14 protein-coding genes are annotated in these 14,159 nt (G+C 71.3%); 8 read left to right on the plus strand and 6 right to left on the minus strand.

All coding sequences use genetic code 11. From position 1 onward, the window contains the following. Nucleotides 1–37: 37 nt before the first annotated feature. From ACIRP2_RS25245 to ACIRP2_RS25260, 4 genes are all read left to right on the plus strand, one after another. On the plus strand, nt 38–1,924 hold the full coding sequence (locus ACIRP2_RS25245; RefSeq protein WP_404253940.1) for an ABC transporter ATP-binding protein: 1,887 nt from the start codon (nt 38–40) through the stop codon (nt 1,922–1,924). A 336-nt stretch (nt 1,925–2,260) separates the two neighbouring features. Further along, a complete protein-coding gene (locus tag ACIRP2_RS25250) occupies nt 2,261–3,655 on the plus strand; it encodes an aldehyde dehydrogenase family protein (RefSeq protein ID WP_404253942.1) in 1,395 nt (464 codons plus the stop codon). 51 nt (nt 3,656–3,706) lie between these two features. Then, nucleotides 3,707–4,786, plus strand: coding sequence for a Zn-dependent alcohol dehydrogenase (locus ACIRP2_RS25255; protein ID WP_404253944.1), 1,080 nt, complete (start codon nt 3,707–3,709; stop codon nt 4,784–4,786). A gap of 243 nt (nt 4,787–5,029) precedes the next feature. Beyond that, nucleotides 5,030–6,571 carry an FMN-binding glutamate synthase family protein gene (locus ACIRP2_RS25260; protein WP_404253946.1) on the plus strand — a complete coding sequence of 514 codons (1,542 nt, stop codon included), beginning with the start codon at nt 5,030–5,032 and terminating at the stop codon, nt 6,569–6,571. 71 nt (nt 6,572–6,642) lie between these two features. Here the strand turns inward: ACIRP2_RS25260 and ppk2 are convergent, their stop codons facing one another. From ppk2 to ACIRP2_RS25280, 4 genes are read right to left on the minus strand one after another with little or no spacing between them, the layout of a single operon-like run. Further along, nucleotides 6,643–7,668, minus strand: a complete 1,026-nt coding sequence (ppk2, locus tag ACIRP2_RS25265) for a polyphosphate kinase 2 (RefSeq protein ID WP_404253948.1) — start codon at nt 7,666–7,668, stop codon at nt 6,643–6,645. Beyond that, nucleotides 7,634–8,617, minus strand: coding sequence for a DMT family transporter (locus ACIRP2_RS25270; protein ID WP_404253950.1), 984 nt, complete (start codon nt 8,615–8,617; stop codon nt 7,634–7,636). The genes ppk2 and ACIRP2_RS25270 overlap by 35 nt, the downstream gene beginning before the upstream one ends. Nucleotides 8,618–8,650: 33 nt before the next feature. Next, on the minus strand, nt 8,651–9,373 hold the full coding sequence (locus tag ACIRP2_RS25275; RefSeq protein ID WP_404253952.1) for an ArsR/SmtB family transcription factor: 723 nt from the start codon (nt 9,371–9,373) through the stop codon (nt 8,651–8,653). A 15-nt stretch (nt 9,374–9,388) separates the two neighbouring features. Continuing rightward, nucleotides 9,389–10,063 (minus strand): TetR/AcrR family transcriptional regulator, encoded by a 675-nt coding sequence (locus ACIRP2_RS25280; RefSeq protein ID WP_404253954.1) that lies wholly within the window; start codon nt 10,061–10,063, stop codon nt 9,389–9,391. Nucleotides 10,064–10,127: 64 nt separating this feature from the next. On the opposite strand from ACIRP2_RS25280, the gene ACIRP2_RS25285 reads away from it, so the two are divergent. The 3 genes from ACIRP2_RS25285 to ACIRP2_RS25295 all read left to right on the plus strand — a co-directional run bounded on the left by ACIRP2_RS25285 (nt 10,128) and on the right by ACIRP2_RS25295 (nt 12,375). Then, on the plus strand, nt 10,128–11,279 hold the full coding sequence (locus ACIRP2_RS25285) for an acyl-CoA dehydrogenase family protein (protein ID WP_404253956.1): 1,152 nt from the start codon (nt 10,128–10,130) through the stop codon (nt 11,277–11,279). Nucleotides 11,280–11,379: 100 nt separating this feature from the next. Then, nucleotides 11,380–11,670 (plus strand): YiaA/YiaB family inner membrane protein, encoded by a 291-nt coding sequence (locus tag ACIRP2_RS25290; RefSeq protein ID WP_351074861.1) that lies wholly within the window; start codon nt 11,380–11,382, stop codon nt 11,668–11,670. 81 nt (nt 11,671–11,751) lie between these two features. Next, nucleotides 11,752–12,375 carry a TetR/AcrR family transcriptional regulator gene (locus ACIRP2_RS25295; RefSeq protein ID WP_404253958.1) on the plus strand — a complete coding sequence of 208 codons (624 nt, stop codon included), beginning with the start codon at nt 11,752–11,754 and terminating at the stop codon, nt 12,373–12,375. A 37-nt stretch (nt 12,376–12,412) separates the two neighbouring features. Here ACIRP2_RS25295 and ACIRP2_RS25300 read toward each other — a convergent pair whose 3' ends face one another. After that, entirely contained in the window at nt 12,413–12,874 is a 462-nt protein-coding gene (locus ACIRP2_RS25300) for a MaoC family dehydratase (RefSeq protein ID WP_404253960.1), read from the minus strand. 127 nt (nt 12,875–13,001) lie between these two features. Between ACIRP2_RS25300 and soxR the strand changes: the two genes are divergently transcribed. Next, nucleotides 13,002–13,475, plus strand: coding sequence for a redox-sensitive transcriptional activator SoxR (gene soxR / locus ACIRP2_RS25305; protein WP_404253962.1), 474 nt, complete (start codon nt 13,002–13,004; stop codon nt 13,473–13,475). Nucleotides 13,476–13,532: 57 nt separating this feature from the next. Here the strand turns inward: soxR and ACIRP2_RS25310 are convergent, their stop codons facing one another. After that, a complete protein-coding gene (locus ACIRP2_RS25310) occupies nt 13,533–14,144 on the minus strand; it encodes a hypothetical protein (RefSeq protein ID WP_404253964.1) in 612 nt (203 codons plus the stop codon). Nucleotides 14,145–14,159 lie beyond the last annotated feature (15 nt).

The following is a 14,159-nucleotide window of genomic DNA, read 5'->3' on the forward strand; positions in this document are numbered from 1 at the left end:
TTGACCTCAAGTCCACTGGAGGTCGTACGTTCCTCCCATGAGCATGGAAGCCACCGCGTGGACGCAGCTCCACAACGTCATGAACGCGCAAGCGGACCGACGCCCCTTCGACCGAGCCACCCTGCGACGCATCGCCGCGTTCGCCCGACCGCACCGGCGCCGCGTCGCCCTCTTCCTGATCCTGAGCGTGGCGACGGCGCTGCTCGCGGTCGCCACTCCGGTCCTGGCCGGCCGCGTCGTGAACGCGATCGTGGCCGGAAAGGAGGGGGGTACCGTCACTCGGCTGTCCCTGCTCATCGCCGTGATCGCCGTGGCGGAGGCGGCGCTCGGCCTGCTCGGCCGCTGGCTCTCGGCGAACCTCGGGGAAGGGCTGATCCTGGATCTGCGCACCGCCGTCTTCGACCATGTGCAGCGGATGCCGATCGCGTTCTTCACCCGCACCCGCACCGGTGCGCTCGTCAGCCGCCTCAACAACGACGTCATCGGGGCCCAACGCGCCTTCAGCAACACGCTGTCGGGCGTCGTCAGCAATGTCGTGACGCTGCTCCTCACCCTCGGTGTCATGCTCTCCATCTCCTGGCAGATCACCGTGCTCGCGCTGGTGCTGCTGCCGGTGTTCGTGCTGCCCGCGCGCCGCATGGGTGCCCGGATGGCGAGGCTCCAGCGCGAGGCGGCGGCGCACAACGCCGCGATGGGGACCCGGATGACCGAGCGCTTCTCCGCCCCCGGCGCCACACTGATCAAGCTCTTCGGCCGGCCCGCCGACGAATCCGCCGAGTTCGCCGCCAGAGCGGGCCGGGTGCGTGACATCGGGGTGCGCACGGCCATGGCCCAGTCCGCGTTCATCACCGCCCTCACCCTGGTGTCGGCGCTGGCACTCGCCCTCGTCTACGGGCTCGGCGGGTTCTACGCGCTGCGCGGGCAACTGGATGCGGGCGCGGTCGTCTCCCTGGCCCTGCTGCTGACCCGGCTGTACGCGCCGCTCACCGCGCTCGCCGGGGCACGCGTCGAGGTGATGAGCGCCCTCGTCAGCTTCGAGCGGGTCTTCGAGGTCCTCGACCTCGAGCCGCTCATCGACCAGAAGCCGGACGCGCGGACGGTCCCCCAGGGCCCGGTGGCCGTGGAGTTCGACCGGGTCCGGTTCGGCTATCCGTCCGCGGACAAGGTCTCCCTCGCCTCGCTCGAAGACGTCGCGACCCTCGACACCCGCGGCGGCGGCGAAGTGCTGCGCGGGGTCTCCTTCCGCGCCGAGCCGGGCCAGACGGTGGCGCTCGTCGGCTCGTCCGGCGCGGGCAAGTCGACGATCGCGCAACTGCTGCCGCGCCTGTACGACACGGACGAGGGCTCGGTACGCATCGGCGGCATCGACGTACGCGATCTGTCCGCCGACACCCTGCGCGACACCCTCGGCATGGTCACGCAGGACGGTCACCTCTTCCACGAGTCGGTCCGGGCCAACCTCCTGCTCGCCCGGCCCGACGCCACCGAGGAGGACCTCTGGGACGCGCTGCGCCGCTCGCGGCTGGACGGTCTGGTCGCCTCGCTTCCCGACGGGCTCGACACCGTCGTCGGCGAACGCGGCTACCGGCTCTCCGGCGGTGAGCGCCAGCGGCTGACGATCGCCCGGCTGCTCCTGGCCCGCCAGCGCGTCGTCATCCTCGACGAGGCCACCGCCCACCTGGACAACACCTCCGAGGCCGCGGTGCAGGAGGCACTCACCGAAGCGCTGGCCGGCCGCACCGCGATCGTGATCGCCCACCGGCTCTCCACCGTACGGGCGGCCGACCTGATCCTGGTCGTGGAGAACGGGCAGATCACGGAGCGGGGAACCCACGAAGAACTCCTCGCGGCGGGCGGCAGGTACGAGGAGCTGTACCGCACCCAGTTCGAGAGCCCCGGCACGGAGCCCGCGGAACTCGGATGACGACGGCCGCCCGGGAGCCGACGGCTGCCGCGCCGGAGGTGGGCGGAGGCGGGGAACGGGCGACGGTGCGCCGGGCCGACGACCGAACGGACGAAGGAGGCCGACTCCTCGCCCTTCCCGACGGTGTCGAGAACGGCGGAGTCGCCCTCGCCCCGGAAGCCAGGAGGAGGGCGCCACCGGCGGCCCGGCCGGACGGACATCCGGCGCACGGCGTGACACGGTGACGGGCGTGATGGAGGGCACGCCCGGCGGGGTGAACCCTGGCGCCCAAAAACTAACAGCGCTAGTTTGGGGTGCGGACGACTACGCCGTGACCACGGCCCCGGGAGGAACGCGATGAAGGCCCACGACGGGATGTACATCGGCGGCGAGTGGCGCGCCGCCGCGGGCACGGACACGATCGCGGTGGTCGATCCGACGGACGAACAGGTCATCGCCCATGTCCCGGCGGGAACGGCCGAGGACGTCGACGCCGCGGTACGCGCCGCCCGCGCCGCTCTCCCCGCCTGGGCCGCCACCGCACCCGCCGAGCGTGCCGCGCGGATCGGGGCCCTGCGCGACGTGCTGGCCGCCCGCCAGGAGGAGATCGCGGAGACGGTCACCGCCGAACTGGGCTCGCCGCTCCCGCTGTCGCGCACGGTGCACGTGGGTCTGCCGGTCCTGGTCGCCGGTTCGTACGCGGAGCTGGCCGCCTCGTACGCCTTCGAGGAGAAGCACGGCAACTCCACCGTCCTGCTGGAGCCCGTCGGTGTCGTCGGGGCCATCACCCCGTGGAACTACCCGCTGCACCAGATCGTCGCCAAGGTCGCCGCCGCCCTCGCGGCGGGCTGCACGGTCGTACTCAAGCCCGCCGAGGACACCCCGCTGACCGCTCAGCTGTTCGCGGAGGCCACCGAGGAGGCCGGCCTGTCCGCCGGTGTCTTCAACCTGGTCACCGGCCTCGGACCGGTCGCCGGACAGGCCCTCGCCGCGCACGAGGACGTCGACCTGGTCTCCTTCACCGGCTCCACCGCCGTCGGCAAGCAGATCGGCGCCATCGCGGGCGGCGCGGTCAAGAGGGTCGCGCTGGAGCTCGGCGGCAAGTCCGCCAATGTGATCCTGCCCGGCGCCGATCTGGCCAGGGCGGTCCATGTGGGCGTCGCCCATGTGATGTCCAACTCCGGCCAGATGTGCAGCGCCTGGACCCGGATGCTGGTCGACAGCGAGCGCTACGAGGAGGCCGTCGCACTCGCGGCCACCGCCGTCGCCAAGTACGTGCCGGGGGAGCGGATCGGTCCCGTCGTCAACGCCAGGCAGTGGGCCCGGGTACGCGGTTACATCGAGAAGGGCATCGAGGAGGGTGCCCGCCTCGTCGCGGGCGGTCCCGAAGCCCCCCGCGAGCAGGGCTACTTCGTCAGCCCCACCGTGTTCGCCGACGTGACCCCGGAGATGACCATCGCCCAGGAGGAGATCTTCGGTCCGGTCGTCTCGATCCTGAAGTACGAGGACGAGGACGACGCCCTGCGCATCGCCAACGGCACGGTGTACGGCCTCGCGGGCGCCGTCTGGGCCGCCGACGACGCGACGGCCGTCGCGTTCGCCCGCCGGATGGACACCGGGCAGGTCGACATCAACGGCGGCCGGTTCAACCCGCTCGCCCCGTTCGGCGGTTACAAGCAGTCCGGCGTCGGCCGGGAGCTCGGTGCGCACGGACTCGCCGAGTACCTCCAGACCAAGTCCCTGCAGTTCTGACCGGCCGCCCCCGCCCCCCATTCCCGCTGCCGACCGTCAAGGAGCCTGTTCGTGGTCCGCGCCGCCGTACTGCCCGCCGTCGGAGCTCCCCTGGAGATCACCGACATCGAACTCCCGGAGCCCGGCCCCGGCCAGGTGCGTGTCCGTCTCGCCGCCGCGGGGGTCTGCCACTCCGACCTCTCGCTGTCCGACGGCATCATGCGGGTGCCCGTACCCGCCGTCCTCGGGCATGAGGGCGCGGGCACCGTCGTCGCGGTCGGCGAGGGCGTCGACCATGTCGCTCCCGGCGACGGGGTGGTGCTCAACTGGGCTCCTTCCTGCGGAAGGTGTCACCACTGCGGGATCGGTGAGGTATGGCTCTGCGCCGATGCCCTGTCCGGTGCGGCGGGTGTCCATGCCCGTACCGCCGACGGCACCGCACTCCACCCCGGCCTGAACGTGGCCGCGTTCGCCGAGGAGACCGTCGTCGCCGCGAAGTGCGTGCTGCCCGCTCCGGACGGCGTCGCGCTCACCGACTCCGCGCTGCTCGGCTGCGCGGTCCTCACCGGATACGGCGCGGTCCACCACAGCGCCCGGGTCCGCCCGGGTGAGTCCGTCGTCGTCTTCGGCATCGGCGGGGTGGGCCTCGCCGTGCTCCAGTCCGCCCGGATCGCAGGCGCCTCGAAGATCATCGCGGTCGATGTTTCTCCCGGGAAGGAGGAACTGGCCCGGCGGGCGGGCGCGACCGACTACGTGATCGCCTCCGACACCACCCCGCGCGCGATCCGCAAGCTCACCGACGGCCAGGGCGCGGACGTGGCGGTCGAGTGCGTGGGGCGGCCCGTCACCATCCGGGGCGCCTGGGACTCCACCCGCCGCGGCGGCCGCACCACGGTCGTCGGTATCGGCGGCAAGGACCAGCTGGTGTCCTTCAACGCCCTGGAGATCTTCCACTGGGGCCGCTCGCTGACGGGCTGCGTGTACGGGAACAGCGATCCGGCCCGCGACCTGCCGGTCCTGGCCGAACACATCCGGGCGGGCAGGTTCGACCTGTCCATGATGGTCACCGAACGGATCGCGCTGGACGGCATCCCCACGGCCTTCGACCACATGATCGCGGGCAGGGGCGGCCGGGCCCTGATCGTCTTCTGAGGGCTGCCGGCAGCGGGATCACCGGGAGGTGATCGACGCGATCGCCTTCAAGAAGGGAGCCCGACCCGCCCGCCCACCCGTTCGTTCGCCTGTTCGCCTGCTCGCTCGCCCGACCTCTACTATCGAGTGGCGTTTCGTCGTCGGACGCCGATGCCTGCCCGGCCGTGTCCGCCGCCCAACGCCCACGACGTCCGCCGCACAGCGATGGAGTCGGGTATCGAGCAGTCGAGGAGAGGAACGTTCATGCGTGCTCGGAACATCGGCGCGGCCGCCGCAACAGCATTGGCGCTGGTGGCAGCCCGCGACCTCGTCCAGAAGAAGCATGCGCTGCTCAGAAACTTCCCCGTGATCGGGCACGCCCGGTACCTGCTGGAGACGATCGGACCGGAGCTGCGGCAGTACGTCGTGACGTCCAACGAGGAGGAGCGCCCGTTCAGCCGTGACCAGCGCACCTGGATCTATGCGTCGGCGAAGGAGGAGAACAACTACTTCGGGTTCGGAACCGACGTGGACGTCGAGCACGTGCAAGGGCACGCGTACGTGAAGCAGCGCACGTTCGCCGGCACGCTGCCCGACCTGCACGACCCGCAGGCCCCGCTGCCCTCGGCCAAGGTGCTGGGCGGTCCGCGCGGGCGCGCCAAGGCGTTCCGGCCGGCGAGCGTCGTGAACATCTCGGCGATGAGCTTCGGATCGCTGTCCGGCGCGGCCGTCACTGCGCTCAACAAGGGCGCGGCGCTGGCCGGCACGATGCAGAACACGGGCGAGGGCGGCCTCTCGCAGTACCACCGCAACGGCGGTGACCTCGTCCTGCAGATCGGGACGTCGTACTTCGGCTGCCGCAACGAGGACGGCACCTTCAACCTCGACAAGCTCAAGGACGTGGTCGCCGGTGCCCCGGTCAAGGCGATAGAGATCAAGCTCTCCCAGGGTGCCAAGCCGGGGCTCGGTGGGATGCTGCCGGGCGCGAAGGTGACCCCCGAGATCGCCGGGATACGCGGCATTCCGGCCGGCCAGGACTGCGCCTCCCCCTCCCGGCACACCGCGTTCCACGACGTCGACTCGATGCTCGACTTCGTGGAGCTGCTCGCCACCGAGACCGGTCTGCCGGTCGGGATCAAGAGCGCCGTGGGGGAGATGAGCTTCTGGCAGGAGCTGGCCACGTTGATGGCGCGTGGTGATCGCGGGGTCGACTTCGTCACCATCGACGGAGGCGAGGGCGGCACCGGGGCGGCTCCCCTGATCTTCACCGACTCGGTGTCGCTGCCGTTCCGGATGGGGTTCTCCCGCGTCTACGGCACGTTCGCCGAGCGGGGTCTGACCGACGACCTCACCTTCATCGGCTCCGGCAAGCTCGGCCTGCCCGAGAACGCCGTCGTCGCCTTCGCGCTGGGCGTCGACATGATCAACGTCGCCCGCGAGGCCATGCTGTCCATCGGCTGCATCCAGGCGCAGAAGTGCCACACCGACAAGTGCCCCACCGGCATCGCCACCCAGGACCCGTGGCTGGTGCGCGGCGTCGACGCGCCCTCGAAGGCCACCCGGGCCGCTGTCTACCTGCGCAGCCTGCGCAAGGAGCTGCTGAAGGTCTCGGGAGCTGTCGGCGTCGCCCACCCGGCACTCATCACCACCACCGACATCGAGATCATGAACGGCGACTACGACGCCCGCACCCTGGCGAGCGTCTACGGATACAAGGACGGCTGGGGCGAACTCGGCCCGGAGCTCGCCCAGGAGATCACCGCACTGCTCACCACCGATCCGGCCCCTCGGAAGCCGGCCGGCTGACGTCGCGGCCGGAAGGGTTCGCCGGCTCGCCGACCCTTCCGGCCACAGCACCCGCCGCGTTCCGGGATCCGCTACCCCTGGGGTCCGTCGGCCGCCCGGCTCGTGGTGAGCAGCCGGGCATCCGTCTCGCCGCGCTCGAAGAGCCGGGAGGCCGGGCCGACGATCAGCGGGTCCGGCTCGCCGACCACGTCCGTGTTCTTGTCCGTGTAGTCGAAGCGGTGCAGCACGTGCCGGATCGCCTCCAGCCGGGCCCGCTTCTTGTCGTTGCTCTTCACCACGGTCCACGGTGCGTCCGCCGTGTCCGTGTGGAAGAGCATCAGCTCCTTGGCCTCCGTGTACGCGTCCCACTTGTCGAGCGAGGCGAGGTCGACCGGGCTCAGCTTCCACTGCCGGACCGGGTCGATCTGCCGGATCATGAACCGGTTGCGCTGTTCGTTGCGCGAGACCGAGAACCAGAACTTCACCAGGTGGATGCCGTCGCGGGAGAGCATCCGCTCGAAGCCCGGCGCCTGGTGCATGAATTCGAGGTACTCGCGGGTGGTGCAGAACCCCATCACGCGCTCCACCCCCGCCCGGTTGTACCAGGACCGGTCGAAGAACACGATCTCCCCGCCGGAGGGCAGATGGGCCGTGTACCGCTGGAAGTACCACTGGGTGCGCTCGCGTTCGGTGGGCTTCTCCAGCGCCACCACCCGCGCGCCACGGGGGTTGAGATGCTCGGTGAAGCGCTTGATCGTGCCGCCCTTGCCGGCCGCGTCGCGCCCCTCGAAGAGGATGACGAGGCGCTCGTCGCGATCCTTCACCCAGTGCTGGAGCTTGAGCAGCTCGATCTGCAGGGCGCGTTTGGACTTCTCGTACGCCTTCCGGTCGAGCTTGTCGTCGTACGGGTAGTCCTCGCGCCAGGCGTCCCTGGGCACGCCCTCGGGTGTCACGAGGACCGGATCGTCGACACCGCTGTCGGCCACGGTGAAACCGCGCAGCCCCGCGCCGCCGTGGCGGGCCGCCTCGCTGACGGCGTCCCGCACGGCTTCCCGTCCGCCGGCGGGCCGGTTCTTCGTCCCCCTACGGCCGGCCGGTTCCCCGGTGCTCCGCGTCATGTCGGCGTCCCTCCACCGGCTGTGCCGGAATCCTCCGCGTCAGGCCAGTCTGCGTACGGAGCCGGGAGACCGCCACCCCGGCCAGGCAGAGCAGCCCCCCGCCGACGGTCAGCGGCGCGGGTACCTCGTCCAGCAGCAGCCAGGACATCAGCACCACCAGGGCGGGCACCGCGTAGGTGGTGGCGCCCATCCGTCCCGCGGTGGTCCTGGCGAGCGCGTAGGCCCAGGTGGTGAACGCCAGCGCGGTCGGGAAGAGGCCCAGGTAGACCATGTTGAGGGTGGCGGACAGGGGTGCTTCGGCCACGTCGGAGACCAGCGCGCCGGCGAACGGCAGACAACCGACGGCTCCGACCAGGCAGCCGAATGTGGTGATCTGCAGCGCGGAGCCGTATTGCAGCGCGGGCTTCTGGCCGACCACCCCCAGGGCGCACGCCACCGCGGCCAGCAGGCAGAGCACCACACCGAGCACCGACGCCCTCCCGTGCCCGGACATCGAGAGTCCGACCACCGCGGCGCCCGCGAACGACACGGCCATGCCCGTCAGCAGCCTGCCGGACAGCGCCTCCCCGAGCATCCTGGCACCGAGCAGCGCGATCAGGAGCGGACCGATGTTCACCACCATCGCGGCCGTGCCCGCGTCGACCTGCTGCTCACCCCAGTTCAGGAGCACCATGTAGAGGCCGAACCAGAGCAGTCCGGACTTCAGGATCCCGGGCCAGGCGGCCCGCGGCGGTATCCCCTCACGCCGTAGCAGCAGGAGCGCGCCGAGCGCCAGGGAGCCCGTGAGCAGCCGGCCGAGCGCGAGCGCGCCGGGCGAGTACGCCTCGCCTGCGCTGCGGATGGAGACGAAGGCGGAGGCCCAGAGCAGCACGGTGGTGCAGGCCGCGGCGGGGGCCCGCCAGTCACGGGGGGCCGAGGGGGTCGTCGTCGGGTCGGGTGTCGTCGTCATGGAGCCGACCGTAGGGCAGCGACCATTCGGCCCCTACCGAATTGTTGTCGCCTCGATGCCGAGATGTTCGTACAGCGCCAGCTCCCCGGCCGGTGTCGCCCTCACCGCGCGCCCGGACCCGATCCGGACGCACCAGCCGGAGTCCAGCACGTGCCGGCACAGCGCGGCGCCCGCGACCCCCGCCAGGTGCGGCCTGCGCTCCGTCCAGTCCAGACAGCTCCGTACGAGCGGACGCCGTGTTCTCGGTTTCAGTGCGATGCCCCGTGCGTCGAACCAGCCGAGGCCGTCGTCGGTGAGCGCGAAACCGGTGCCCTGTTCCAGCAGCCCCCGTTCGGTCATGGCATCGGCGATCGCGATGCCGATGCGGCCCGCGAGATGGTCGTAACAGGTCCGTCCGCGGGCCAGCGCGCTGCCGGCGCCCTGGGCGCTCAGCATGCGCGGCCGGTCGGGCGTGGAGCCGGGGACCACCTGGGCCGCCAGATCCTCGACGAGGTGCGCGGCCCGCTCGTCGGCGAGCCGCAGATAGCGGTGGCGGCCCTGGCGCTCCTCGGCCAGCAGTCCGCCCGCGACGAGCTTGCCGAGATGTTCGCTGGCCGTGGACGGTGCCACCGAGGCGTGCCTGGCCAGCTCGCCCGCGGTCCAGGCGCGGCCGTCGAGCAGGGCCAGGCAGAAGGTGGCGCGGGTCTCGTCGGCGAGAAGCGCGGCCAGGGCGGCGAGCCGGGGCGCCGCCGGGTCGGGATGTGCCATGCGTGCCATGTTTTCCAGGATGCGTCAGGAACGTTTCGGTGCGGGCCGAACGGTCCCGGCGGACGTGAGCTGCTCGTACTGGAGGGAGAGTCCGTCGACCAGGGCCCGCAGCCCGGTCTCGAACGCCCCCTCGTCGACCTTCTGGCGGCGTTCGGCCAGCAGGTGGGCCTGGCCCAGGTGCGGATAGTCGGCGGGGTCGTAGGCCGTCTCGTCGTCGACGAAGCCGCGGGCGAACGAACCGAGGGCCGAGCCGGTGATGAAGTAACGCATGAGGGCCCCGATGTACGTCGCCTGGGCGGGCGGCCAGCCCGCCCTCACCATCGCGCCGAAGACCGCGTCGGCGACCCGCAGTCCGGCCGGGCGGCGGCCGGGCCCCTGGGCGAGCACCGGGACGATGTGCGGGTGCTCGGTGAGCGCCGCACGATAGGAGACGGCCCAGTCGTGCAGGGCGGCGCGCCAGTCACGGGTGTCCGACGCGTCGAACATCGACAGATCGACCTGGGCGGAGACGGCGTCCGCGACCGCGTCCAGGATCTCGTCCTTGTTGCGGAAGTGGTTGTAGAGCGAGGGTCCGCTGACCCCGAGTTCGGCGGCGAGCCGACGGGTGGAGACGGCGTCGAGCCCCTCGGAGTCCACGAGTGCGCTCGCCGTCTCGACGATCCGGTCTCTGCTGAGCAGGGGCTTGCGCGGTCGGGCCATGCGGCACATAGTAGGGCCTGCGCACAGAAAACTAGCAGTGCTAATTAAAGTGGGGAGCCGAAGGATGAACCTGGCACTCGACGAGGAGCACGAAGCCGTCCGGCAGCTCGCCAAGGACTTCGTCGCCCGTGAGATCGCTCCTCACGTCGTGGAGTGGGACCGGGCCGAGAACGTCGACAAGTCGATCGTGAAGAAGCTGGGCTCCGTCGGGTTCCTCGGGCTGACCGTGCCCGAGGAGTACGGCGGCTCGGGCGGCGACCACCTCGCCTACTGCCTGGTCACCGAGGAGCTCGGCCGCGGCGACTCCTCGGTCCGCGGCATCGTCTCCGTCTCCCTCGGCCTGGTCACCAAGACCATCGCGGCCTGGGGCGACGAGGAGCAGAAGCGGCACTGGCTGCCGAGGCTCACCTCGGGCGAGGCGCTCGGCTGCTTCGGCCTCACCGAACCCGGTACCGGCTCGGACGCCGGGAGCCTGACGACGAAGGCCGTCCGGGACGGCGACTCGTACGTCATCAACGGCGGCAAGATGTTCATCACCAACGGCACCTGGGCCGATGTGGTGCTGCTCTTCGCGCGCACCGGCGACATCCCCGGGCACAGGGGCATATCCGCCTTCCTGGTTCCCACCGACACCCCCGGCCTCGGTCGGCGCACCATCCACGGCAAGCTCGGCCTGCGCGGCCAGGCCACGGCCGAGCTGGTCCTGGAGGACGTCCGTGTCCCCGCCGACGCGCTCCTGGGCCCGGAGGGCAAGGGCTTCTCCGTGGCGATGTCCGCCCTGACCAAGGGCCGGATGTCGGTGGCGGCCGGCTGCGTCGGCATCGCGCAGGCCGCCCTCGACGCCGCCGTGGGCTACGCGGGCGAGCGCGAGCAGTTCGGCAAGCCCATCGCGAGCCACCAGCTCGTCCAGGAACTCATCAGTGACATCGCCGTGGACGTGGACGCCGCCCGGCTGCTCACCTGGCGGGTGGCCGACCTCGTCGACCGCGGCGAGGACTTCGCCACCGCCGCCTCCAAGGCGAAGCTCTTCGCCTCCGAGGCCGCCGTCCGCGCCGCCAACAACGCGCTCCAGGTCTTCGGCGGCTACGGCTACATCGACGAGTACCCCGTCGGCAAGCTGCTGCGCGACGCCCGGGTGATGACGCTGTACGAGGGCACCAGTCAGATCCAGAAGCTCATCATCGGCCGCGCGCTGACGGGGGTCTCCGCCTTCTGAGCCCCTCGGCTCCCGGCCGCTTCGTCGAACGGGAGTCTGAGTACCGGACTGAGTACGGGGACGGATGTGGCGTACACCACGTCGGCCGATGCTGGGCGCCATGAGTGAGACAACATCGGTCAAGCAGCAGAGCACCGCGGCCTTCTACGGCCAGGCCGTCGCGTCCTTCGGGGTGGCGATGGCCGCGGTGGCCCTCGGTATCTACTTCCTGGACGCCGACGCCTGGGTCCGCGGATTTCTCGCGATCGGCGTCCTCTACCTCGTCACCTCCTGCTTCACCCTGGCCAAGGTCATCCGTGACCGTCAGGAGGCGGGGCAGATCGTCAGCCGGGTCGACCAGGCCCGGCTGGAGAAGATCCTCGCCGAGCACGATCCCTTCCAGAAGCTCTGACGATCCCGCCGGGCAGGCTCTAAGCGCTTGCTCAGGTTCGGGGTATGGTGTTCGTCCTGCCGATGAGAGGGGCGAGTGACGATGAGCACGGCGGAGGAGACCGACGGCGACGGCGCGCCGTGGGCCGAGGTGACACCCGAGGCGGCCAGGCGGCTCCTCGTCGCCGCCGTCGACGCCTTCGCCGAGCGTGGCTACCACGCCACCACCACTCGTGACATCGCCGGCCGGGCGGGGATGAGTCCCGCCGCGCTCTACATCCACTACAAGACGAAGGAAGAGCTGCTCCACCGGATCAGCAGGATCGGTCACGATCGTGCGCTGTTCGTCCTGGAGGCCGCCGCCGACGGCGACGGCACGGCGGCCGAGCGGCTGGCCGAGGCCGTGCGGTCCTTCGTCCGCTGGCATGCCGAGCGGCACACCACGGCCCGCGTGGTCCAGTACGAGCTCGACGCCCTCGGTGAGGAGCACCGCGCCGAGATCGTCGAGCTGCGCCGCAGGAGCGACGCCGTGGTGCGCCGGATCATCAGCGAGGGTGTGCGGGCCGGGGAGTTCGACGTCCCCGACATCCCGGGCACCACGCTCGCGGTGCTCTCGCTCTGCATCGATGTGGCGCGCTGGTTCAACGCGCGGGGCAGCCGGACGCCGGACGAGGTCGGCGAGCTGTACGCCGGCCTCGTGCTGCGCATGGTCGGCGCCGAGCGGTGACGCCGACCGGTCGCGTCGTCGGAAGCGGGAGCGCGGCTCAGAAGTAGTAGCGCGACACCGACTCGGCCACGCACACCGGCTTGTCGCCGCCCTCGCGCTCGACCGTGACGGCGGCGGTGACCTGCACACCGCCCCCGGCCTCCTCGACGCTCCTCAGTACGGCCGTCGCGCGCAGCCGGGAGCCCACGGGCACGGTGGACGGGAAGCGGACCTTGTTCGTCCCGTAGTTGATGCCCATCTTCATGCCCTCGACCCGCATGATCTGCGGCACCAGGGCCGGCAGCAGCGAGAGCGTGAGGTAGCCGTGCGCGATCGTCGTGCCGAACGGTCCGGTCGCGGCCCGCTCCGGGTCCACGTGGATCCACTGGTGGTCGCCCGTGGCCTCGGCGAAGAGGTCGATCCTCTTCTGGTCGATCTCCAGCCACTCGCTGTGACCCAGCTGCTCGCCCACTCCGTCGCGCAGCTCCTGCGCGGACGTGAAGATCCTCGGCTCTGCCATGTCCCTGCCCTTCCAGCTCTCGGCCATCCGGCGTAGCACGCCTGTCTAAGCGCTTGCTCAGCATGGTTGCCGGGTGCGTTCCTGTCAACGACGGACCGGCCGGGGGCGGGCACGTAGGGTTGGAGGAGTGCCCCAGATCCCACAGACACTCCATGAACTCACGGTCGGCCAGCTCTCCGCGCGAAGCGGGGCCGCCGTCTCGGCCCTGCACTTCTACGAGGCCAAGGGCCTGATCAGCAGCCGCCGCACCAGCGGCAATCAGCGCCGCTACACCAGGGACGCGCTGCGCAGGGTCGCGTTCGTCCGTGCGGCACAGCGGGTCGGAATCCCGCTCGCCACCATCAGGGACGCGCTCGCCGAACTCCCGGAGGAGCGCACCCCGAACCGCGACGACTGGGCGCGGCTCTCGGCTGCGTGGCGCTCCGAACTGGACGAACGCATCGAGCAGTTGGGTCGGCTGCGGGATCACCTCACCGACTGCATCGGCTGCGGCTGCCTGTCACTGGAGAACTGTGTGCTCTCCAATCCGAACGACGTGTCGGGCCGGCTGATCAGCGGCTCGCGCCTGATGCCGGAGCGCCCGTCGGCCGAGTCCCGGTAGCGGCGCGGGTCCGCCCGTCCGGGCGCCGGGCGGACCGCAGGACGCTCCCGCCGCCCGTCACGCCGCCGACGCCAGGTCCCGGTGCCGCGCGTTCCGGGCCTTCCGCAGCGCCCCCGGCGCGAGCACCGGCTGCGGCACCAGGATCCCGCACTCCTCGCAGACCGGACCCGACCACGGCTCGGACCGCAGGTCCGGCCGCCAGGTGATCTCGGCGCCCGCGCACACCGGGCAGACAGTCCCCGGCTCCGACTCCAGGGCGGCGATGAGCCGGCCGAGAACCTCGGCGAGCGGTGCGGAGGGGTGAACCTTCGGGTCCTCGCAGCGCGCGACCCCGTTCCCGCCCCAGGTGCGCCGGTGCCAGTCGTCGAACGCACCGGGGCTGCGCAGTCCGTCGTGCTTCTCCCGCCTGCGGCGCTCCGCGAACCCCGCCTCGTATCCGAGCCAGACGGCCCGCGCCGCCTCCAGCTCGTCCAGTGCGCGCACCAGTCGCGCGGGATCGGGGGACCGGTCCTCGGGTCCGATCCCGTGCCGGGTGCACAGGTGGTCCCAGGTCGCCCGGTGCCCGTAAGGGGCGAACCTCTCCAGGCACTTGCGCAGCGAATACCGTCGCAGCGCCAGGTCGCCCAGCGGATCGCGGACCTGTCTCGCAAGACTCCGGAATCCGGCCATTGCACCGTCACCTCC

The organism is Streptomyces sp. NPDC101194 (assembly GCF_044767885.1).
Classification (GTDB): Bacteria; Actinomycetota; Actinomycetes; order Streptomycetales; family Streptomycetaceae; genus Streptomyces.